Raw genomic sequence first — 25,879 nt, 5'->3', positions numbered from 1 at the left:
ACGTAGTGCACTACTCATGACCCGGGGAGCAGGGTTAGGGCACCATTGAAGATGCGACAGATGAAGGCGGTGTTTGTGCGCAGGCGACCGTCCTCGTAACGTCGATCGCTGACTCGCCGAATATCCATACGCTGATGCAGGGTCGGGAACGACTCTCCGGTTCGCTGCAATGGCCGAGGAATCGCAGGTCGGGGGCCCTTTGGGGCACTGCGGGTACGGACTCTCGGTACGTCCGGGGGTCCTGCGTTCATGGGTGCTGTCAAGGACATGGCACGCTCATGGCATCAGTTGAGCGTGCTGCCACCGACCAGGAAGAAGCGATGCAATCACCCGAGATTCGCCCAGAGGAGCCGGCCGTCGACGCGGCAGCGCCCTCCGAGCGCGCACCGGGCGGGCTGCAACGGCTCGATCTGACCGCGGCACAGCGCGGGATGTGGTTCGCCGAGCACCTGTCATCCGACTATTCCGTGAACCTTGCCCAGTACCTTGACATTCGTTACCCAGCGGGATCGCTGGATCACGAACTCTTCGCTCTGTGCAACGAGGAGGCGGGCAAGGCTGCTGAGTCGCCATACCTGCGGATCGTCGAGAACGACGGGATCCCTGGCCAGGTGGTCGACACGGAGTACGGCCAGCACGTCGACATCGTTGATTTCCGTGCCGAAGGTGATCCGGTCGCTGCCGCGATGGCGTGGATGCGGGACGACTACACGCGCCCGGTTGATCTCCTCGGCGATCAGCTGGTTGTCAGTGTCCTGCTTCGTGTGGCCGACGACCGCACGTTCTGGTATACGCGGGGGCATCACATCATCGTCGACGGGTTCTCGGCACTGACACTCATCAGGATGACCGTCGACCGCTATAACGCGCACCGCCGTGGCGTCGCGGTGGTGGAGAAGCCAGCCGCCACGATGGCCGAGATCGTCGCGGATGAGAAGAAGTACCGGACCAGTACGCGCTTCGCGAACGACCGGGCTCACTGGCTGGAGCGTGCGTCGGATCTGCCCGCCCGAGTGACGCTCTCGCAGCGATCGGGCCAGGCAGACCTCTCTGCTCACAACGTGGTGGCGAGTCGCCCACTGCCGGCGGAACTGCAGGCCACGGCAGAACGGACCGCCACGGAACTCGGTAGCTCACTCGCGGTGCTACTGACCGCCACATTCGGAGCCTTCCTTGCCCGCATGTCCGGCACCGACGATGTCGTGCTCAGCCTGCCGGTCACAGGTCGCGCCACAGCGCGTATCAAGCGCGGTGGCGGGATGCTCTCCAATGTCCTCCCGGTTCGATTACGTGAGACGACGAAAAAAACGGTTCGTGAACTGATCGAGTCGACGCAGGTGGAGCTGACCGGAGCACTGCGTCACCAGCGTTATCGATCCGATGACATCCGACGAGACGCGGGACTCGACGGCGGGTCATACTCATTCGGTCCGACGGTGAACATCGTCATTTTCGACGAGGCCATTGCGATTGACGGCGCGACTGTCGACTACCGTATTCTGACCTCCGGCATCCTCGAAGACCTGCTGATCAACTACTATCAGGCCAGCCCAGGTGCGCCCCTCGTCGTCGACATCCACGGAAATCCACACCTCTACAGTGATTCCGAGATCGCCTCACACCATCAGCGATTCTTCGAATTCTTCGAGCAGGCCATTCACAATCTTGACTCGCAGGTAGACAGTCTCGCCCTTCTCGCCGCGGGGGAGGTGGAGAGCCTTCGCCTCTTCGAGCAGGGGCCGTCGCGTAGCTGGAAAGGTACTCAGGCGGTCGCTGATCACCTATTGGCGGGATTCTGTGATCAAGTTGCGCGTGCTCCCGACGCCATCGCGATCACGGACGGCGACACTGCCCTCACCTACGGTGCGTTCGCTCATCGTTGCAGGGAGCTGGCGACCGCGGTCATCGCTGCGGGCGTCCGGCCTGGCGACAAGGTAGCGGTGTGCCTGTCCCGCAGTGTTGATCAGGTCGCCGCCGTGTACGCCACAGTGATGGCCGGCGCAGCGTATGTGCCGCTGGATCCTGACCAGCCTGCCTCACGTCGGAAATTGGTACTCGACGTCGCTCAGCCATCGCTGGTGATCGATGCGAGCTTCGTGGAGAGTGCGCAACGCGCGGATGACCATGGACCGCAGCAGACACCCCTCGAGCTGTCGGGGGGTGGTCGCGGCGCCGCATACGTGATCTTCACCTCGGGATCTACCGGTGTGCCCAAGGGCGTGCAGGTGTCCCACGCCGCCGTCCTGAATCGTCTGGCGTGGATGGACGAGAACTACGGAGTCGGCGCACATGATTCCGTGCTCTACAAAACGCCCATCACTTTCGATGTCTCGGTGTGGGAACTGTTCTGGCCCCTCCAGCGCGGCGCGCGTTTGGTGATCGCCGCGCCCGGCGGCCATCGGGACCCGCAGTACGTTCGCAGCCTCATGATCGACATGGACATCACTGTTGTACATTTCGTCCCGTCGATGCTCGACGTCTTCCTCGAGGCTGCCCCGGATGGCGAGCCGGTGGTCCCGGCGACTGTGCGCCGCATCTTCACTTCCGGTGAGGCCCTTGCCGGCCCGCTGGCCGCACACGTGGTGTCGGAATCAACAACCGACTTGGTCAATCTGTACGGTCCGACAGAAGCCGCCGTTGACGTCACGGAGTACCGCGTCCAGGCGGGGGACACCGACGTGCCGATTGGCCGGCCGGTAGCCAATACTGACGTCTACGTCCTCGACGCCGGCCTGAGGCGTGTGCCGATCGGGGTGACGGGTGAGTTATACCTTTCGGGGATTCAGCTCGCCGACGGGTACGTGGGCAATACCGCCCTCACCGCTGAACGATTCATTGCCGATCCCTTTGTCGCCGGTGGCCGTATGTACCGGACCGGCGACCTCGTGCGGTGGAACGCGCGCGGCGAACTGATCTACATCGGTCGCTCGGACTTTCAGCTCAAGATCCGTGGCCAGCGTGTCGAATTGGGCGAGATCGAGGCAACACTACTTGCGGACAACGATGTTGCAGCGGTGGCCGTCGTGGTGCGCAACGACGGTCATGGCGCCCGGATTGTCGCCTACGTCCGTCCGAATCAGGGAACGTCGGCAGATGATCAATTGGCCGAGCGCCTCCTCGGCGTCGCCCGCGCTCGTCTTCCCGAATACATGGTGCCCAACGCGATCGTCGGGCTGACGGAGTTCCCGACCAACTCGTCGGGGAAGCTGGACCGTGGAGCCTTGCCCGCCCCGACCTACGGGTCGACCGCGGCAACCGAGTACGTTGCACCGCGCTCTGCGATTGAGCTGCGTCTCGCTGAGATGATTGAAGAACTTCTGCAGGTCGACCGGGTTGGCCTGCAGGACAATATTTTTGCGCTAGGGGCGGACTCGCTTTCGGCGGCGCGTCTGGCTTCGCGGATGAGCAAGGAGTTTGACCGGCGGATTCCTCTCGGCGAAGTCTTCGACCGTCGAAATGTCGAGGATCTCGCTCACGTTGTCGATCAGGCCGATGGTCGTCCGGATCATGAAGCGCTGCATCCGATCGCGCGGCCCGACCATGTCCCGACCGCCTACGCGCAGACCAGGCTCTGGTTTGTGAACCGGATGGATCCGCGCTCGCCCGCATACAACATGCCTGGTGCCGTGCGGTTGGGCCCGGATGTCGATACCACAGCGATGGCCGAGGCCGTGCACGATCTGCTGATGCGCCACGAGTCCCTACGCACCCGCTTCCCATCTGTCGACGGTGAGCCGGTCCAGGAAATCCTCGACTCCGACGGATTGGGCGGCGCGGGACTCCTGCGGGTGACCGACGTGGATCACGAGACAGTGGTGGCCTCCGTGGCCGAGGAGGCATCCACCGGTTTCGACCTCGTCAACGAGACCGGAATCCGCACAGCACTGTTGCGGGTGATGCGAGCCGGAGTATGCGTCGAGACCGTGCTGGTGGTCGTGCTGCACCACATCGTCGGAGACGGCGCGTCCCTGCGTCCCCTGATCGCCGATCTGTTGTTCGCTTATTCGGCTCGGCGCAACGGCCTGGCGCCGGACTGGGAACCACTCGCGGTGCAGTACGCGGACTACGCGCTATGGCAACGCCGCCTGCTCGGTGAGCCGGACGATGACGAATCCCTGTTGAGCCGTGAGATCGCTTATTGGAAGCGGCAACTCGGGGACGCGCCCGAACTGCTCACACTGCCGACCGATCATCCCCGCCCCCGGGTACCCAGTGGACACGGTGGTTACGTCGACGCCGTGCTCGACGGTACTGTGGTCTCCCGGGTGCGGGATCTCGCCAGTCGTCACGGGGTCACCACGTTCACGGTGTTCCAGGTGGCCCTGTCCACCGTGCTCGCTCGCCTCGGCGGCACCGACGACGTATCCATCGGTACGGCGGTCGCCGGTCGGGGCGAGCCGGAGCTGTCCGATCTCGTCGGAATGTTCGTCAACACAGTGGTTCTGCGGCAGCGCATCTCGCCGGCGGATTCGGTGATCGACCTGTTGCACACCGCCCATCGGATACGGGCCGAGGCCCTGGCGCATGCGCAGGTCCCCTTCGAGCAGGTAGTCGAGGGGGTTGCCCCGCATCGCTCGCTCTCACACAGCCCACTCTTCCAGGTGTCCTTGAGTCTGCAGCGAGACCACACGTCCGGGCTCGACGGCACGCTCGGTGCCCAGATCGTGGACGCTCGGGTGCCCGCGGCCAAATACGACCTGTCTCTGTCGGCGACCGAATCCGCGGACGGCCGGCGGATCGAGCTCGAATTCTCGTACGCCACCGACATTTTCACCCAGTCCACGGTCGAGCGGTTCGCCTCCTATCTGCGGGCCGTGTTGTGCGGGATGACCGAGAGACCGACGTCGGCCATCGGGTCGATCGATCTGCTCGGGGACGCGGAGATCGCCGACCTCACCACCGGCGACAGCGCCGTCGAGCCGGACACGCTGCGTCACCTGCTGGCGGCAGGGGAGAGCATGGCCGCGCAGACGGCGCCTGCGCTGGCCGCGAGTGACGGATCGGTCTCTTATGGCCTGTTCTCATCTCAGACCAATCAGATTGCCCGCGAGCTGATCTCGCGCGGTATCGGGCCTGGCGACGTGGTGGTCGTGAGCGCACCGCGAACTCGCCAGTCGGTGCTCGCGACCGTGGCGGTGGCCAAGACCGGCGCGGCGTTCGTCATCGTCGATCCCAGACTCCCCGTCGATCGCCGCAGTGCCATGCTGACCGACAGCGGTGCCCGGGTGGGATTGACCGTGAGCGCGGTCGTCGACCGCGCCCAGCCGGTGACGGGTGAGATCGACTGGGTCACGCTGGACGACGGGACCACCGAGTTGCGGCTCGCCGGGCACAGCGGCGCACCGATCGCCGAGGACGAACTGACGCGACACCAGTACGTCGACGACGTCGCCTACCTGATCTACACATCCGGTTCGACCGGCCTGCCCAAGGCCGCCGCGGTGACCCACCGTGGACTAGCTGGGATGATGACCAACCAGCGTGAACTGCTGCAGCTGAGCAGATCATCGCGGGTGTTGCATGTCGCATCGCCCAGCTTCGACGCGTCGGTGTTCGAGATGACCATGGCGCTCGGGTCCGGGGCGCTGCTGGTGATCGCCGACGTGAACACCTACGCCGGGACCGAACTCGAGCGACTGATCGCCGATCACGGTGTCACACATGCCGTTATGACCCCGTCGGTCCTCGCCACCCTCGACCCCGGTGCCGTGCCCTCGTTGACGACGGTGCTCTCCGCCGGTGAGGCATGTCCCCCGGATCTGGCGCGGCGCTGGGTCGGTACCGACAGGCATCGACGCTTCCTCAATCTCTACGGTCCCACCGAGGTCACCATCTGGGCAACCACAGACGGACCGTTGCCGGCCGACGGTGAGGTCACCATCGGCTACACGAACACCGGGGTGGGCGCCCTGGTCCTCGACAACGCGTTGCGGCCGGCCCCGGCCGGCGTCATCGGCGAGCTCTACCTCACCGGTGAGCAACTCGGCCTGGGCTACCTTCACCGGCCGGATCTGACGTCGACGCGATTCGTGCCGCATCCGTTCGCAACCGGTGCGCGGATGTACCGGACCGGAGACCGGGTGATGCGGCTACCCGACGGGCGCATGGTTTTCCACGGTCGCAGCGACTTCCAGCTCAAGGTGCGCGGCCTGCGCATCGAGCCCGGCGAGGTCGACGCCGCGCTGACCGCACACGCCAAGGTGTCGAACGCGCTGAGCATCGGTGTGGACGGGCCTGCCGGTGAGACGGTGCTCGTGTCCTATGTGACCGCTGTGCCGGGGTCGACTCTGCTTCCCGAACAGCTCATCGAACATGCCGCGGGGCTGCTCCCGCCGTACATGGTGCCGCACACGATCAGCGTGATCGACGAGTTCGAGCTGACGACGGTCGGAAAGATCGACCGGAGCAAGCTGCCGGCCGTCGACTTCTCGGCGAGCAAGGAGTTCATCGCCCCCCGTACCCAGCTGGAATCGGTTGTCGCCGAGGTCTTCGCGCAGGTACTGGGAGTGGAGCGGGTCAGCGTTCTGGACGGCTTCTTCGAGCTGGGCGGCAACTCGCTCTCGGCGACCAAGGTCGCCGCCCGACTGTCGGCAGCCCTGGATCGCCAGATCCCGGTGAAGGAGATCTTCGAGGCGTCCACGGTCACCAAGCTCGCCGAATACATCGCGACGTCCTTGTCAGGACATTCCTCGCCGCCGCTGATGGCGCGCAAGCGCGCCGAGATCGTGCCGGTGTCCGCTGTTCAGCGGGGTATGTGGCTGCTGAACCGGGCCGACCCGGCCTCACCCGCCTACAACGTGTCGCTCGCGCTGCGGTTGACCGGCGAACTCGATCTCGATGCGCTGAGTGCGGCGGTCCGCGATCTGGTGCACCGGCACGAGACGCTGCGCACCAGCTATCCGATGATCAACGGCGAACCGATCCAGGTCATCATCCCGGCAGAGGTCGTCGCCGCCGAACTCGACATCACCCCGCGGCCGGTGACCGGCGACATCGACGACGCGATCGCCGCGGTGACCGGGCGCGGATTCGATGTCACGACGTCGGCACCCGTGCGGCTTGCGGTGCTGCAGGTCTCCGAGCGCGAACACGTGATCGTGTTCGTCATCCACCACATCAGTGCCGACGGCGCGTCGATGGCCCCGCTGGCCCGCGATCTGATGGTCGCCTACACGGCCCGGCGCGACGGCGTCGCGCCGGCGTGGAGTCCGCTGCAGGTGCAGTACGCGGACTTCACCCTGTGGCAGTCGGACCGGTTGAACGCCACGGATTCCGACGGGGTCACCGAGGCGCAGCGTCAGCTCGACTACTGGACACAGCGACTTGCCGGTGCTCCGGAAACCATCGATCTGCCCACCGACCGGCCCCGGCCCAAAGCGCAGACCTTCCGAGGCGGCCGAGTCGACTTCGAGGTCCCCGCCGAACTCGTTCGGTCGCTGGAATCGGTTGCCCGCATTCACAACACGACCCTGTTCATGGTCACCCACGCGGCATATGCGGTGTTGTTGGCGAGGTTGTCGGGCCGGACGGATCTGGTGATCGGCACGCCGTACGCGGGACGGGGCGAACGGGCGCTGGACAGCATCGTCGGTATGTTCGTCAACAGTCTCGCGCTGCGGACAGAGGTGAAGCCCGGCGAACGGTTCTCCGACCTCCTCGCCCACGTGCGGCGAGATGACCTCTCCGACATGGCACACGCCGATGTCGCATTCGAATCTGTCGTGGCACAAACCGTCGCCAAACCCACCAGCGCCCACAACCCGCTGTTCCAGGTGATGTTCTGGTTCCAGAACATCGATTTCCCCACCCTCGATCTCGGCGATCTCACGGTGGCGCCGGTCCCCGAGGAGGAGACTCCGGCGAAGGTCGATCTGCAGATGACGCTGTACCCGAATGATCCGACCGCCGGGTACGGTGCGGACAGCGGCACGATGCGTGGTGAGTTGATCTACGCGCGGGATCTGTTCGACGCGTCCTCGGTCGAGACCATCGCTGCACGGTACCTGCGTGTCTTGGAGGCCATTGCCGCCGACGCCGACTGTATCGTTGGTGACATTGTGATCCTCACCGCAGACGAACAGCTCGGATCGACAGAGACCGAGGCGAGCACCAGAAGCCTTTCGGAACTGGTCGCGCTCGCGGCCGCCGCGGCTCCGGATGCGCGGGCAATCGGGCCGGGCAGCACCTTCGGGCAGTTCGCCGCCGTCACCGCGGCGATGGCGGCCACCCTCCCGGACTCCGACGCCGCGCTGACGATGGCACTGATGAGCACCGTGCCGGGATTGGCCGCCGCCGGACCGGAGGCGCTGGACGAAGCCCTCAGCACCTTGCGTAACAACGCATCTGACGTTCTCGGAACTGCGGTTGACCCCGTCGAAGGAAACAACCGGACGTGACAGCTGTCGATTCGGGTGCTGACATCTCGCGCAACTGGGGGTCGACGCCGTCGACCGTGAACCTCATCTCCTACTCGGCGACCGCCGATCCGGAGGGTGTCGCGTTCGAGGGCCTCGCCGGACCGGTCACCTTTGCCCAACTGCATGCGCAGGTCTCCATGACGGCGGGTGTGCTGGCCGCGCAGGGAATCGATACCGAAGCAGCCGTGGGTGCCGCGCTCACCGGGCACCTCGACAACGCGGGCAAGTCGCCGGAACAGATCGCGACGGCCACGAGCGAGGCCGTCGCGCGAGTGCGCTCCGCCGCGCATGCGGTCATCGGTACATCCGACCTCGGGTCGCTGGCCGGTCTCTTCCGGTCGTCGGTCCATCGCGGTGCGGATCGGACGGCACTGACCGACGAGCACGGCGCCTCGCTGACCTACGCGGAACTCGACGCGCGATCCACCGCGCTCGCCGCCGGACTCATCGCAGCGGGCGCCGGACCCGAGAGTCGGGTGGGCGTGGCGCTGCCGCGCTCGGCGGAACTCATCGTCGCGCTGCTCGGGATCATCAAGTCCGGGGCCGCGTATCTTCCGCTGGACCGTTCGCATCCGCTCGATCGCCTCGCGTCGATCGTCGATGACGCCCGACCGGTCCTCGTCCTCACCGACGACGAGACCGTGGGTGCCTGGGATGCGTTGAACGCAGCGCTGGCCACCCCCGAGCAGATCGCCGCACGGTCGGATGCCGACGGTGTCGCCGCCATCCCCGACCACATCGACCCGGCCCATCCCGCCTACGTCATGTACACCTCCGGTTCCACCGGCAAGCCGAAGGGAGTGGTGGTCACCCATGCCGATGTGGTGACGCTGCTGTCGGCGATGGGGGAGGAGTACGACTTCACCCCCGACGACGTGTGGACGATGTTCCAGTCCTACGCGTTCGATGTCTCGGTCGGCGAGATCTGGGTGGCTCTGGCCTTCGGTGGCCGGCTCGTGGTGCTCGACTACTACACCACGCGATCGCCGGCCGACTTCGTCGATGTTCTCGAACGCGAACAGGTGACCGTGGTCAACCTCACCCCGTCGGCCTTCTACCAGCTCGCCGGCGCTGTTCGCCCGCCTGCTCCCGGACGGCTCGCCCAGAGCATCCGATACATGATCTTCGTCGGCGAGGCACTGGACTTCGAACAGGTTCGTCGCTGGCATGCGGACCGGCGCACACACGACGGTAACGACGGGCCGCAACTGAACAACATGTACGGCCCCACCGAGGCCACCGTGTACATGACACGACGCATTCTGACGCCGGAGTTCGTGGCGGCCACGGCGGCCAGCGACGTGGGTGTCGCGTTGCCCGGATCGCGGGTTTATGTGCTCGATTCACGTCTTGCCCGGGTCCCTGAGGGAATCCCCGGTGACCTCTACCTGGCCGGTGACCAGCTCGCCCGCGGGTATGCAGGCCGGTTTGCGCTCAACGCAACGCGTTTCGTGGCCGATCCGTTCGGCCCACCGGGGGACCGGATGTATCAGTCCGGCGACCTCGCGATCGTGCGCAACGGTGCACTGGAGTTCCTGGGCCGCGCCGACGCACAGGTCAAGCTGCGCGGATTCCGTATCGAACTCGGCGAGGTGGAGGCCGGGCTGCTCGCGGCCGACGGCGTCGACGCGGCTGCCGCCGCGATCAAGTCCCGGCCCGGTTTTCCCGATCAGCTCGTCGGCTACGTCGTCGGCAAGCGGTCTGACGGTACCGAACTCGATCCGGCGGACATCCGCCGGACGGCGGCCACCAAGGTGCCCGACTACATGGTGCCGGACATCATCGTCACACTCGAGCAGCTGCCGCTCAACGTCAACGGCAAGCTGGATCGAAAAGCCTTGCCGCAGCCGGTTATCAGCGCGACCACCGAGTTCGTCGAGCCCGCAACGGATACCGAACGAATCCTCGCCCACGTGTTCTGCGACGTGTTGGGTCTGGAACGGATCAGCGTCGTCGAGTCGGTCTTCGACGTTGGCGGGAACTCGCTGCTGGCCGCTCGCATCGTGGGGCGGGCGTGTGACGAACTGGGCGTGGAACTCAACCTGCGCGATCTGTTCGACGCGCCGACCGTGCGAACCCTGGCCGAGCGTGCCGGGCACGTGGCTCCCGGCCTGCCGCCCATCGTGGCGGCCGACCCGCGGCCGGAGCACATCCCGCTGTCCTTTGCGCAGACCCGCATGTGGTTCATCAACCAGTTCGATCCGACGGACCCCACCTACAATCTCCCGGCCCTGTTGCGGCTGAGCGGTGAACTGGACATCGCGGCGTTGCGCGCCGCGGTCGGTGACGTCGTCGCCCGGCACGAGGTCCTCCGTACCGTGTTCCGCTCGGTCGAGGGTGCGCCGGTGCAGGTCATCTCGAGCCCGGATTCGGTTGCACAGGAACTGGATTGGGATCAGGTGGACAGTGAGGCCGATTTGCTCGCGGCTGCGGTCCGCGGTTTCGACGTGGCGGCCCGGTGGCCGCTGCGCGCACGGATCTGGCCGGTTCCGTCGGACCGATGGTCAACGCAGGCACCAGAATTCGGATTCGCGCTGATCGTCCACCACATCGCCGCCGATGGTGAGTCGATGCTGCCGCTGGTCGGTGATATCTTGACCGCCTACTCGGCGCGCACCGCCAACCGTGCACCCGACTTCGAGCCACTCCCGGTTCAGATCGCCGACTACGCGATCTGGCAGCACGCCGTTCTCGGCTCGGCACGCGACGCCGAGTCGGTGATCGGCAGGCAGCTGGCCTACTGGCGGGACCAGTTGGCCGGTTCACCCGATCTGCTCAACCTGCCGACCGATCGTCCGCGTCCGAATGTGGCGTCCCATCGCGGCGATCGGATCACATTCGAGATTCCCGCGCACACCGGGGACCGAATCGTCACCGTCGCACGCGACAGCGACACGACGCCGTTCATGGTCACCCACGCCGCCCTCGCTGTCCTTCTCGCCCGGCTGTCGTCCACCGACGACATCACCATCGGTACGCCGATCGCGGGTCGCGGTCAGGCGGTACTGGATCATCTCATCGGCATGTTCGTCAACACGCTCGTGCTGCGCACGGTGGTGGACACCGGCCGGTCCTTCGATGACCTGCTCGCCCAGATCCGGCAAACCGACCTCGATGCCTTCGCGCACGCCGATGTGCCGTTCGAAGTCGTCGTGGACGAGCTCGCGCCGACCCGGTCGGAGGCATTCGCCCCGCTTGCCCAAGTCCTACTCTCCTTCGATCCGGCTGCCTCGGCCCGGCCGGACCGTGCGGTCATCGATGGGGTGTCCTTCGAAACGCTCGATCCGCCGGAGGTCGCCGCCCGGGTCGACCTGACCATCGTCGTACACAGCGGGGATGCCGGCGAGAACTGGTCCGGGTCAGTCGAATTCGCGACGGATCTCTTCGATGCCGACACCGTCGCGCTGTTCATGGCCAGATTCGTCCAACTACTCGACGAACTCACTCTCGACACCGTCCGGCCGGTCGGCGACGTCTCGCTGATGATCGGGGAGGAGTCGGCCGGCCTCGTACCGGTGACCTCTGGGCGGGCCGCGGAACCCGCGCTCCTGGCCGACATCTTCGTCGACGCCGCGACGGTTCGTCCGGATCATCCGGCGGTCGTGTCGGGTTCGCGGACACTCACCTACCGCGAACTGGATGAGGCATCGGACCGGTTGGCGCACTACCTCATCGGCCGAGGTGTGGGTCCCGAGACGCTCGTCGCGCTGGCGCTTCCTCGTTCCACCGACCTGATGACCGCGATCTGGGCGGTTGCCAAGACCGGCGGCGCCTATGTCCCGGTCGACCCGGACTATCCAGCCGAGCGTGTCACCAGCATGATCGAGGATTCCGGGGCAAGCCTGGGCCTCACGATCGCCGGGGCACACACTACATCCGGGCTGACCGACCGGTTACCCGGCTCCTTCGAGTGGATCGCGCTCGATGACGACACCGTCCGCGCGGATGTGGACGCGCAACCGCCGATCACCGTGACCGCCGCCGATCGGCTGGGCGTGGTTCGCGTGGACAACGTGGCCTATGTCATCTACACCTCGGGATCCACCGGCCGACCGAAGGGCGTGGCGGTCACCCACCGCGGCCTGCGCAACTTCGCGGTCGAAGAGGTCCGCCGCGCGGATGCCGGACCCGATGCGATCGTCCTCGGGTTCGCGTCTCCGAGTTTCGACGCGTCGGTTCTGGAGTATCTGCTGGCGTTCACCGTCGGCGGCACGCTGGTCTACCGCTCGGCGGCGGCGATCGGTGGTGAGGAACTGCAGGCGATCATGCGCAAGCACGCCGTGACCCACACCTTTCTCACGCCGACCGTTCTCGCGTCGCTGGACCCCGCCCATCTGCCTGCGCTCCGCGTCGTCTACGCCGGTGGTGAGGCGGTGGGTGAATCGCTCAAAGACTCTTGGGCACCGCATGTTCGAATTCAGAACCTGTACGGTCCGACCGAGACGACGATCGGTATCACGATCAGCCCGCCGATGGCACAGGGCAGGCCCGTCACGCTTGGTGGGCCGCTGGCGGGCGTCGGCCTCGCCGTTCTCGACGCCCGGCTACGCCCCGTCCCGGTCGGAGTCCGCGGCGAGCTCTATGTCACCGGCGTCGGTCTGTCGCGCGCCTATCTCGACCGTCCGGGTCTGACCGCGGAGAGGTTCATCGCCGACCCGTACGGCGCCCCGGGGGAACGTATGTACCGCACGGGCGACGTCGTCCGCTGGGCATCGACCGAGACCGGCGGTCTCACACTGACTTACGGCGGTCGCAGCGACGACCAGGTGAAGCTGCGCGGTCTGCGGATCGAACTCGGTGAGATCGAGGCGGCGTTGGCCGCGTATCCCGGGGTGGACACCGCCATCGTGGTGGGCGTCCACGCGGACGGTCAGGTGGTCGAATCCGGTGAGTCGGTGATCTCCGCGCTCGCCGGATATGTGGTCGTCAATGAGCCGGTGGAGCCGTCGGCCGTGCGTGACGCCCTGGCCGAACATCTTCCGCTGTACATGATCCCGGCCACGGTGACGGTCCTCGACTCATTGCCGCTGACGCCCGTCGGGAAACTGGATCGGCGCGCTCTCCCGGCACCGGCACCGATCGTCGTCGACGCTTACGACGCGCCACGGTCGGCCGCCGAGGAGAAGCTCGCCGGCATCGTCGCGGCCCTGCTCGGTGTCGACCAGGTGAGCGTCACCGAATCGTTCTTCGCACTCGGCGGCGATTCCATCATGTCGATACAGCTGGCATCCGCGGCCCGATCGGCCGATATCCCGCTCACCCCCCGAGAGATCTTCGAACACAAGACCATCCGTGCGATGGCGAATGCCGCGACCAGGGGTTCCGCGGGATTGCCGCAACTCGCCGAGCCGGTCGGCGGGGGCGCCGGACCGATGGCACCGACGCCCATCATGTCCTGGATGCTCGAACTCGGGGACACGGCAGCGGATTTCGCCGACTTCTCGCAGTCACTGGTCCTGCGCGCACCCGACGAGTTGACCGCGGGCACCCTCGCCGAACTGCTGGCGAAGCTCGTCGAGGTGCATCCGATGCTCGGCTCCGTGCTGAGTGTCGACGGCGGGAACGGACACCTCGACGTCGGTGCCACGCCCGGCCGCGATGCATGTGTGGTGACCGAGATCCAGTCCGTCCATGAGCTGGGCGACAGCGGCTTCGACGCAGACCTGATCGGAGCCTTCGAACAGGCATCGACCCGCCTCGATCCCGCGGCCGGACAGATGGTCCAGGCCGTTCTGGCCCGCGACCGCTCCGGCACGGGATGTGTCGTCCTGGTCATCCACCATGTGGTCGTCGACGCCGTGTCGTGGCGGGCGATCATCGAAGACCTCGCCTCGGCGTGGGCCCAGCATCGTGCCGGGCATCCGTTGTCGTTGCGGCCCGAGTCGACCTCGATGCGCGCGTGGGCGGCGGCGCTGGATCGCCAGATCGTCGATCGTGCGGCCGAGGTGGATTACTGGTTGGACCGGTTGCCCCGCCGCACAACCGATCTGGGCGCGGTGATCGACAGGGGCAGGGATAGGGAAGCGACCGTGGAGACGGTTGTCGAAACCGTCCGGGAAAGCGTCACCGAAGCAATCCTGACGGTCGTCCCGGAAGCGTTCGGCGGTACCGTCAACGACCCGCTGCTGGCTGCGCTCGCCCGCGCGGTGCGGTCCTGGCAGCGACATCTCGACATCGTCGACGACGCACCGGTGTCGGTCCTGGTCGAGGGTCATGGTCGCTACGAGGAGGTCCTCGCCGCCGGAGATGACCCCGCGCGTGCCGACATCTCGCGCACGGTGGGCTGGTTCACCACGATCGCGCCGGTGTCCGTGGACCCGGGGGTCGACGTGGAGCACGCGGTCAAGTCGGCAAAAGAAGAGCGCATCGGTCAGCCGGACAACGGAATCGGGTTCGGACTCCTGCGGTTCGGCGCCGCCGGGAGTGCGCTGATGGACCGGCCGCTCCCACCCATCAGCTTCAACTATCTCGGCAATATCGCCGGCGGCGGCGATTCCAGCGGTGAATTCCTGCCGATACCTGAGGCTCCCCGGCTGCCCGGGACCGTGCGCGGGGCCATGGTGGCCCCCAACGTCCTGGTGGTCAACGTCAGCACCCTGCGCACCGAGCGGGGAAGGCGATTCTCTGCCGAGTTCTCTTTTCCGCGGGCACTTTTCGCCACCGATGACATCGCCGATCTGGCGCGACGCTGGAGCGCCGAACTTGACGCGATCGCCGCCCACGTCGCCGATGTCGGTGACCCGGGGTTATCCCCGTCGGATGTCGGCGGGGTGGACATCACGCAGGACGACCTGGACACTCTGGCACATCGGTACCCGGGCGCGGCGGTGTGGCCGCTCTCGCCACTCCAGCGAGGCTTCGCCTTTCAGGCCGAACTGGCTTCCGGACTCGACGACACCGTCGACGTCTATGTCGCGCAGGCCGTTCTCAGTCTCGCCGGCGAGGTCGATCTCGATCGCCTCCACGACGCTGCGCAATCGCTGCTCGATCATCATCGCGTCCTGAGATCGGGCTTCGTGCGGACCAGCCGCGGAGCCGTGGTGGCGGTCGTCCCACCCGAGGTCCGGGTCGGCTGGACCGAGGTCGACCTGACCGGCGTCGACACAGACTCTGTGGCGCAACGACTATCCGATCTCGCCGACGAACAGCGGGTCGAGCGATTCGATCTCGCGGTGCCACCGCTGATCCGGTTCGTCGCGGTGCGCACGGACTCCGACGTCCGGCTGGTGGTCACCACCCACCACATCCTCATCGACGGCTGGTCATCACCCCTGGTCATCGCCGACCTGCTCGCCCTGTACGCCGGCGGTGAGACCTACACCGGCCGGATCAACACCTCCGGCAACGATTTCGAGGATTTCCTCACCCACCTCGAGAAGGCGGACAGGGAAGCTGCAACAGCGGCCTGGAGTCAGGTTCTCGCGCCGCTCGAGGGGCCGACGCTGGTGTCCTCCGGTCTCGAGGCGACCACGGCGTCGCTACCGCGCGACCACGCGACGCTACTCGATCCACAGTTGAGCGCCGCGATCGAGGAACTGGCTCGTACGCGCGGTGTGACGGTGTCGGTGATCCTGCAGTTCGCCTGGGCGGTGTTGCTGTCGCGACTGACCGGCAACCGGATCGTCGCGTTCGGCGAGACGGTGTCGGGCCGCCCGGCCGATCTCGAGGGCGCCGACGCGATGGTGGGCTTGTTCATCAACACGCTCCCCGCGGTGGTGGACGTCGACCCGCTGGCGTCCGTCGGCGAGGTACTCGACCGAATCCAGGCGACCAAGGTTTCCGTTCTCGACCACCAGCATGTCGGCCTCCCCGAACTCATCGCGCTCACCGGCTCCGGAATCCTGTTCGACACGTTGACCATTCACGAGTCCTACCCGGTCGACACCGACGCACTGTCGGGACGAGACCCCGGACTGACCGGTGGGCTGGCCGTGACCGACGTGACCGCCCGCGACGCCACGCACTACCCCCTGTCGATGTTCACCGCCCCCACGGCCGACGGCATCGAGATCAAGCTCAAATACCTGCCTGCCGCCTTCGACGACGCACAGGTCGCGGTCTTCCTCCGGGTGCTTGAGACGATCATCCGGGGTGCTGTGGCAGACGTCGACATCGCCACCGCAGAGCTCTCCGCTGTGGACGAGGTCGATCGACACTCCGTGCAGACCTGGTCGACGGGGCAGACGGTTGAGGTCACCCGGCAACACCTTGCCGCGCTGGTCAGCGAACAGGTACTCCGCACGCCCGAGCGGACCGCGTTGATCTCCGGCGACCGCACCATCACCTACCGTGAGTTCGGTGCGCGGGTCGCGCTGCTCGGTCGTCAACTGATCGCGGCCGGTGTGGGCCCGGACGTGGCTGTCGCCGTGTGTATCCCGCGGTCCGTCGAGATGATGGTGGCGATCCATGCGGTGCTGGCCGCGGGCGGTCAGTACGTCCCGGTCGATCCGTCCGCGCCCACCGAGCGCGTCGAGTACATGCTTTCGACGGCCGGTGCGGACGTGATCCTGGTGGATGAAACGCTGCCCGTCCCCGACGCGGTCGCTGTCACCGATGCCCGGGTGATCGGGGTGGATGCCACGTCCCCGGTCGACGGGTCGACGCCGCCGATCACCGACGAGGAACGTCGGGCCCCGTTGCGGCCGTCTCACTGTGCCTACACGATTTTCACCTCGGGCTCGACCGGTCGTCCGAAGGGTGTCAGCCTGCCCCACGACGCCGTCGTCAACCGACTGCGGTGGGGTCTGGATGAACTGCCCATCGGGCCCGACGACCTCGTGGTGCTCAAGACACCGTTCACCTTCGACTGCTCGGTCGCGGAGATCTTCGGACCACTGATCCGCGGGTCACGATTGCTCGTGGCCGAACCGGACGGGCATCTCGACCCGCTGTACATGGCCGACCTGATCGCCGAACATCGCGCCACCATGGTGCATTTCGTCCCTTCGATGCTCGCCGTGTTCCTGGAGGTCGTCGGCTCCGAACGGCTCGCGCGCCTGGATTCGGTCCGCATCGTCTCCACTACCGGCGAGGCGTTGCCGCCCGCGCTGGCGGCCGACGCTCTCTCGGCTTTCCCGCAGGCTCTTTTCTACAATCTCTACGGCCCGACCGAGGCTGCGGTCGAGATCACCTATGCGCGGCTCGATTCCGGCGCCAGCGGTGCCGACCCGCGCGCCGCCGCCACCGAGATCGCGCAACAGATCCGCGACCTCGACGTCGTTCCCATCGGCGTCCCGGTGTGGAATTCGTCGGCGCATGTCCTTGACGCACAGTTGCGCCCGACGGCACCCGGAATCGCGGGTGAACTCTACGTCGGTGGCATCCAGCTCGCCCGCGGATACGCTGCCCGCCCCGACCTGACCGCAGAGCGCTTCGTAGCCAACCCCTATGCCGGCTTCGACGGTGTGCCGGCGGGTTCGCGGCTCTACCGCACGGGTGATCTGGTGCGGTGGAACATCTCCGGTGAGATCGAATATCTTGGACGCACCGACTTCCAGGTCAAGCTCCGCGGGCAGCGCATCGAACTGGGCGAAATCGAAGCCGCGCTGGTGGATGCGCCCGGCGTGGTGCACGCCTCGGCGACGGTGTCCTCGGCACCCGACGGTGGCCAGCACCTGGTGGCCTACGTGGCGGGGTCGGGCTCGGGCGGTGCTGCAGGCATCGACCTGGCTGAGGTCAAATCATCAGTGGCGCAGTCACTGCCGGAGTACATGCGACCGTCGGTGTGGATGGTGCTCGATGAGGCACCGCTCAATTCCGCAGGCAAGCTGGACCGAAATGCCCTTCCGGCGCCCGAGTTCTCGGCCGGTGAGTACGTCGCACCGGAATCGGAGGTCGAGTATGTGATCGCCGGCGTCTTCGCCGATGTGCTCGGCGTGGAACGTATCTCGGTGACCGACAGCTTCTTTGACCTGGGCGGCAACTCGCTGTCGGCGACACGGGTCAATGCCCGCGTGTCGCAGGCGCTTGCCGTCGACCTCGGCGTGCGCGAGATCTTCGAGTCTCCGACCGTCCGAGGTCTGGCCATCGCCCTGGCCGGACGCTCCCATGAATCGGGCCTCGAGCCGATCGCCGCGGTGGCGCCCCGTCCGGATCGAATCCCACTGTCCTTCGCACAGGGCCGAATGTGGTTCATCAACCAATTCGAACCGCGGTCACCGGTGTACAACCTGCCCGCGGTCCTCAGGCTCACCGGACAGCTCGACGAGTCGGCGTTACGGGCAGCGGTGCGCGACGTCGTCGAGCGTCACGAGATCCTCCGGACCGTGTTCCCGGCCGTCGACGGGCTGCCGCAACAGCTCATCGGTCCCTCATCTGAGTTCGACGAACGCGGCATCTGGCAGGTAGTGGAGTCCGAGGAGGACGTCCTCGCGGGACTGATGGTCGGGTTCGACATCTCGCGTGAATGGCCGTTGCGGGTGCTGCTCTGCGGCGATGGGGACCAACACGTGCTCGCCGTGATCACCCATCACATCGCGGCCGACGGCGAGTCGACCCTACCGATGATCACGGATCTGCTCGCCGCCTATCTCGCACGCAGTGCCGGCAGATCGCCCGAGTTTCGGCCCCTCGAGGTTCAGTACGCCGATTACGCGTTGTGGCAGAGCCGGGTGCTGGGCTCGCCCGACGATCCGGATTCGGTGGTCGGCCAACAGCTCGACTATTGGGTCCGGCAGTTGGCCGGCCTGCCCGACGTCCTCGAGTTGCCGGCCGATCGTCCGCGACGGACGATGGCGTCGCACCGCGGCAGGTCAGTGGAATTCGCTGTGCCGGCGCCCGTCTCGGGCCGGATCGCCGAGCTTGCGCAATCCGTGGGCGTGACACCGTTCATGGTGGTTCATGCCGCGTTGGCGACACTGCTGGCGAGACTGTCGTCGACGCATGACATTGCGATCGCGACACCGGTGGCCGGACGCGGTCAGACTGTGCTCGACCCGATGGTGGGCATGTTCGTCAACACGCTGGTGCTACGCACCGATGTCGCTTCCGGGACGCCCTTCTCGGCATTGCTCGACCAGGTTCGGGCGGTGGACGTCGAGGCCTTCGCGCACGCGGACGTGCCGTTCGAGACCGTCGTCGAAGCACTGAATCCGGTGCGCTCGGAGGCTTTCGCGCCGTTGGCGCAGGTGCTGTTGTCCTTTGATCCGGGCGCATCCGCGTCTTCCGTGGACACTTCCGTGGCCGGGCTCCACGTATCCCCGGTGCACCCGGAAGACGTTCCCGCGCAGCTGGATCTCTACATCACCGTGTCCACAGCGCCCCCCGGTGAGGCGTGGGCGGGTTCGGTGATCTTCGAGACCGACCTGTTCGAGGGTTCGACGGTCGCGACGATGATGGAACGTTTCGTCGCCGTCCTCGACGCGCTGACCGCCGACCCGGCCAAGGCCGTCGGTGATGTCTCGTTGGTGTCGACGGAGGAGGCCCGGGCGGCAGCCGAACGGGAATCCGGACATCTCGTCGAACTCACGTCCGGGGACACCGTGTGGGACGCGGTCGCACGGCAGATCCTCGCGACCCCGGATGCGCCCGCCCTCGAGTCTTCTGGTCGCACAGTGACCTATCGCGAATTCGGTACGCGGGTCAGTGGTCTGGCGCGCTCCCTGATCGCTCACGGAGTGGGACCGGAAACCGCTGTGGCCGTCGCTGTTCCGCGATCTGTGGAGATGGTGGTGGCGATCCACGCGGTGGTCGCCGCAGGTGGGCAGTACGTGCCGGTCGATGTCTCCGCACCCGCCGAACGCGCCGGATACATGCTGGACACCGCGGCGGTCACGCTGCTGCTGGTGACCGATCGTGCCGAGGTGGCCGAACTGGCGGCCGCCGCCGATGAACGCGGCGTCGCGATCGTCGTCGTCGATGCGAGTTCGGACCTCCCATCCGACGGCGCCGAAACCCTTGTCGGCGCAGCGGACCGACGTGCGCCACTGTCTCCCGACAATGCGGTCTACACGTTGTTCACCTCGGGTTCCACCGGTCGCCCCAAGGGAGTGACCCTGCCGCACCACGCAGTGGTGAACCGATTGTGGTGGGGTATCGAGCACCTGCCGATCGACGGCACCGACACCGTGATGCTCAAGACGCCGTACACCTTTGACGTATCGGTGCCGGAATTGTTCGCGCCGCTGATGGTGGGCGCCCGGATCGCGGTGCTGCCGGCCGATGGGCATCTCGACCCGGGTGTGGTGGCCGACGAGATCGAACGCACGCAGACCACGATGGTCCATTTCGTGCCGTCGATGCTGTCGGTGTTCGGTGATGTCGTCGGACCGCAGCGGATCTCGGAGCTGTCCTCGGTGCGGATCGTCTCGACGACCGGAGAGGCGTTACCGCCGGCGGTGGCGGCACAGTTGCGTGTGGCGTTGCCCGATGTGCTGTTCTTCAACCTCTACGGTCCGACCGAGGCGGCGGTGGAGATCACCTACGAGCAGATCGGGGAGGTTGCGACCAGCGAGTCGGCCGTGCCCATCGGTGTGCCGGTGTGGAATTCGAGTGCCATCGTTCTCGACTCGCGACTGCAGAGGGTGCCCGACGGCGTTGCCGGAGAACTGTATCTCGGCGGTGTGCAGTTGGCACGCGGTTACGCCGCGCGCGCCGATCTGACCGCCGAGCGATTCGTGGCCAACCCGTTCGTCGGCGTTGCCGGCGCCCCGCCGGGATCTCGGCTGTACCGTTCCGGCGATCTGGTTCGCCGACGCCGGGATGGCGTCCTGGAGTATCTGGGCCGCACCGACTTCCAGGTCAAGTTGCGTGGTCAGCGGATCGAGCTCGGCGAGATCGAGTCGGTCCTCGCCGCGGCGCCCGGTGTGGTCCATGCGGCCGCCGCCGTACTCGATGCACCCGCCGGTGGCCAGCATCTGGTGGGGTATGTGAGTCCGTCAACCGTCGACATCGACGAGATCAAGCGTGCTGCCGCCCAGGCGTTGCCGGTGTACATGGTGCCGTCGGTGTGGGTGCCCGTCGACGACGTCACCCTCAATTCGGCCGGCAAACTCGACCGCAAGGCGCTACCCGAGCCGCAGTTCGGGTCCGACGAATTCGTCGCTGCCGCATCAGAAGTGGAGCGCAGCCTTGCCGCCGCGTTTGCCGACGTTCTCGGCATCGACGAGATCAGTGTCACCGACAGCTTCTTCGACCTCGGCGGCAACTCACTGTCAGCCATGCGAGTGGTGGCGCGTGCCGGAGAAGTGCTCGGCCGCGAGATCGGCGTGCGTGACGTCTTTGCCCACCCGTCGGTCCGAGAACTCGCAGCGGTCGAGAGCGGCGACGCCACTCGTCCGCCGATCACGGCAGTGGATCCTCGTCCGGATCGAATCCCATTGTCCTTTGCACAGCAGCGGATGTGGTTTGTCAACCAGGTGAACACCGAATCGGCGGCCTACAACATCCCGATCGTGCTGCGGCTTTCCGGCCCGTTGGACGTCCCGGCGTTACGCGCAGCGGTTGTCGATCTGATCAGGCGTCACGAGATTCTGCGCACGCGATTCCCCGCGACGGACGGACAACCGCAGCAGGAGATCGCCGCGGCCGACGGGGCCGACGTCGACTGGCAAATCGTCGGCTCGCAAGCGGCCATCGCTGGAGCCGTCGAGACCGGTTTCGACGTGACCGCCGAGTATCCGATCCGAGTTCGACTCTGGGAAGCGGCCCCCGATGAACACATTGTCGCCGTCGTCACCCAACACATCGCCTCCGACGGCGAGTCGATGGCGCCGCTGATCAGCGATCTCGTCACCGCATATGAGGATCGTCGAGACGGTCGAGCTCCCGAACTCGAGCCGCTGCGAGTGCAATTCGCCGACTTCGCGTTGTGGCAGCACCGTGTCCTCGGTAGCGTCGACGACCCGGATTCCATCGTGGGCCGCCAGCTCGCCTACTGGACCGAGCAGCTGGCCGGGCTGCCCGAGGTCATCGATCTACCGACCGACCGGCCTCGCCCAGCCGTCGCCAGCCAACGCGGCGCACAGGTGGATTTCGAGATCCCCGTCGATACAGCCACCGGGATCGGGGCACTCGCGCAGCGGGCGAGTGCGACGAACTTCATGGTCGTCCACGCGGTGCTGGCCGTGCTGCTGTCCCGCCTCACCGCGGGGGACGACATCGCGATCGGAACCCCCATCGCCGGTCGTGGCCAGCCCGTGCTCGATCCGCTGATCGGGATGTTCGTCAACACGTTGGTGCTGCGCACCCGCGTCGACGCCGACCGGTCCTTCGCGGAGGTGCTCGACGACGCCAAGGCCGTCGACCTCGATGCCTTCGGCAACGCCGATGTCGCGTTCGAGACGATCGTCGAAGCCCTCGGCGCCACGCGCTCGGCTGCTTTCGCCCCACTGTCGCAGGTGTGGCTGACCTTCGACCAGACGACGGTCCCCGAACTGGCCGGGGCAAAACTCACCACCGGTGAGGTGGCCGGACTACAAGTGAGTCCGGTTGTGCCCGAGACGGTTCCGGCGCGCGTCGATCTTCTGGTCAACATCGTCCCCGCAGATTCCGGCGTCTGGCGCGGTTCGATCATCTACGCCACCGACCTCTTCGACGAGACCACGATTCGCACCATGTCCGAGCGATTCGTGTGTGTGCTGGACAGCGTCGTCGCCGACGCCGACATCACGGTCGGCGACATCACGCTCGACGACGCCGTCGACATCTCCGCTCTCGCAGTGACGTCGCCGCCGGTGCAGGCCGAGCCCGCGGCGCCGGGCCGGGTGGCGGACGAAGAATTGGCCAAGGCCGTCGTCACCGGCGGACCGGGTGCCGCGCCGGTGCTGCTCGCCGATCTGTTCGCGGCCGCCGCACGCCGGCATGGGATGCGGCAGGCGGTCATCGACTCCAGCGGCGAGGTGCTCACCTACAGCGAACTCGACGCACGCTCGAATCGGCTGGCGCGCTGGCTCATCCGGCGGGGCATCGGCACCGAGGACCTGGTTGCGCTGGCCATCGGGCGCTCTGCCCGATTGCTCACCGCCATCTGGGCCGTCGCCAAGACCGGTGCCGGATACGTGCCGATCGACCCCGACTATCCGCCCGAGCGAGTCGCGACGATGGTCGAGGACTCTCGCGCGGTTCTCGGGGTATCGATCACGGACGCGGGAGATCTGCCCGAGCACGGGTTCGGATGGCTGCGACTCGACGACGATGCCGTCGCCGCCGAGATCGCAACATACTCCGATGCTCCGCTCAGCGCCGATGAGCCACTGCGGCAGGCCCGGATCGACAACACGGCCTACGTGATCTACACGTCCGGGTCGACCGGCCGGCCGAAGGGCGTCGCCGTCACGCACAGTGGCCTCGCGAATTTCGCGACCGAGGAGATGCGACGCTCCGGCGCCGACGAGTATTCACGGGTACTGGGCTTCGCCTCGCCGAGCTTCGACGCGTCGGTGCTGGAGTATCTCCTTGCCACCATCACCGGTGGTGTGCTCGTGTATCGGCCCTCGGATGCCGTCGGTGGAGAGGTGCTCTCGGATTACATGATGCGCCAGGCGGTGACGCACACCTTCTTGACGCCGACCGTGCTGGCCACCCTCGATGCGGCGGCGCTTCCCGCACTGCGCGTGGTCTACGCCGGTGGCGAGGCCGTCCCGCAGGCGCTCAAGGATCAGTGGGCACCGTTCCGTCGCATCCAGAACCTGTACGGCCCGACCGAGACCACCATCGGTATCGCCATCGGCACCCCCATGGTGGTGGGGGAGGCAGTGACCCTGGGCGGGCCCATCGCCGGTGTCGGTGTGGTGATCCTGGACCACCGGCTCCGGCCCGTGCCGGTGGGAGTACCGGGTGAGTTGTATGTGCTCGGGAGTGCCCTGTCCCGTGGTTACCTGGATCGGCCTGGGCTGACCGCGGACCGGTTTGTCGCGACCCCGTTCGGAGCCGCGGGTGCCCGCATGTATCGGACCGGCGACATCGTCCGGTGGCGGCAGGATGCTACCGGTCAACCCGTCCTTGAGTACTCGGGCCGTAGCGACGATCAGGTCAAGTTGCGCGGGCTGCGCATCGAACTCGGCGAGATCGAGAGCGCCCTGACCGACCATCCGGCGGTGAAATCAGCTGTCGTGGTCGGCATTCGCGCCGACGGTGGGCTGGTGGAGTCCGGTGAGTCGGTGATCTCCGGGCTTGCGGGCTACGTGGTGCTCACCGAGGCGATCGAGATGGCCGAACTGCGGGCCTCGCTCGTCGATCGTCTACCGGAGTACATGGTTCCGGCGAGTCTGACCGAACTCGATTCACTGCCGTTGACACCGGTGGGCAAGCTCGATCGGCGAGCGCTGCCCGCCCCGGAAGTCGGTGTGTCGGCCGACTACGAACCACCGCGCACCGACGCGGAGGCACAGCTGGCGGCGATCGTCGGCGGTCTCCTGGGGGTCGAGCGGGTGAGCGTGACCGAGTCGTTCTTCACCCTCGGTGGCGACTCGATCATGTCGATCCAGCTGGCATCCGGGGCGAAGGCTGCCGGGATCACGCTGACCCCACGAGAGATATTCGAGCACAAGACGATTCGCTCGATTGCTGCTGCCGCTGTGAATTCCGACCACCGCCTCGCCGATCTCGCCGAGCCGGACGGCGATGCCGGGCGGGTCCCGCTGACGCCGATCATGTCGTGGATGCTCGAACTGAGTGACAGAGCCGGTGATTTCGCGGACTTCTCGCAGTCGGTGGTCCTCGTCGCGCCCTCCGCGCTGAGGGTCGAGACGCTCGGGGACATCCTGGCAGCGGTGGTCGCGATTCACCCGATGCTCAGCGCGGCCCTCACCTCCGTCGATGCCGGCTGGGTGCTGCGGACCGGCGCCGGGAACGCCGGAGTGGCCGAGACCAGATCCGGCCACCGTGCGGGTGATGAGAACTTCACCGCGGACCTGATCGGTGCCTTCGAGCAGGCGTCGGGACGACTCGATCCCGCCGTCGGGCGCAACGTCGAGGCGGTGCTCGTCCACGACGCCGACGGGCCGGCGCGCGTCGTGTTGGTCATCCACCACCTGGTCGTCGACGCGGTGTCCTGGCGTGCCGTGGTCGAGGACATGGTCACCGCGTGGGCTCAACACGTTGCCGGACAGCCGTATTCGCTCCGGCCAGAGGCGACGTCGATGCGCGCGTGGGCGACCGCGTTGGCCGCCCGAACGCAGGACCACGCGGCCGAGGTCGACTATTGGCTCGAACGCTCGAGGGCCACCGATCTCGGCGTGGAATTCGACCGGTTCCGCGATCGCGCGCACACCGAGGTGACGGTCGTCGAGGAGATACCGGCCGACATCACCGAGGCGATCCTCACCCGTGTGCCTGCCGCCTTCGGCGGTGCGGTGAACGATCCGCTGGTGGCAGCGCTCGCCCGGGCGGTCCGGGGGTGGCAGCATGCGCGCGGCATCATCGACGATGCGCCGGTGTCGATCCTCGTCGAGGGCCACGGCCGTTACGAAGATGTACTCGCCGCCGGCCGAGAGCCGGTACGGGCCGACCTGTCGCGGACCGTC

2 protein-coding genes (1 of these 2 running past the window's edge) are annotated in these 25,879 nt (G+C 66.8%); both read left to right on the top strand.

What is annotated here, in order from left to right; translation table 11 throughout:
- Positions 1–278 precede the first annotated feature (278 nt).
- A complete protein-coding gene (locus tag GBRO_RS18560) occupies positions 279–8,396 on the top strand; it encodes an amino acid adenylation domain-containing protein (protein WP_227892957.1) in 8,118 nt (2,705 codons plus the stop codon).
- Positions 8,393–25,879: the 5' portion of a non-ribosomal peptide synthase/polyketide synthase gene (locus tag GBRO_RS18555; protein ID WP_041919974.1), read on the top strand. The gene runs 16,275 nt beyond the window's last position; 17,487 of the gene's 33,762 nt are visible here — the first part of the coding sequence; the start codon lies at positions 8,393–8,395; its stop codon lies beyond the right edge, outside the window. The genes GBRO_RS18560 and GBRO_RS18555 overlap by 4 nt, the downstream gene beginning before the upstream one ends.

This window comes from Gordonia bronchialis DSM 43247, assembly GCF_000024785.1.
GTDB lineage: Bacteria > Actinomycetota > Actinomycetes > Mycobacteriales > Mycobacteriaceae > Gordonia > Gordonia bronchialis.
The sequence above is the reverse complement of the archived record's forward strand: the minus strand, read 5'-3'. Positions and strand labels throughout refer to the sequence as shown.

Coding starts and splice junctions, on each gene's coding strand:
- GBRO_RS18560 (WP_227892957.1), top strand. CDS start 279: ATGGCATCAGTTGAGCGTGCTGCCACCGACCAGGAAGAAGCGATGCAA.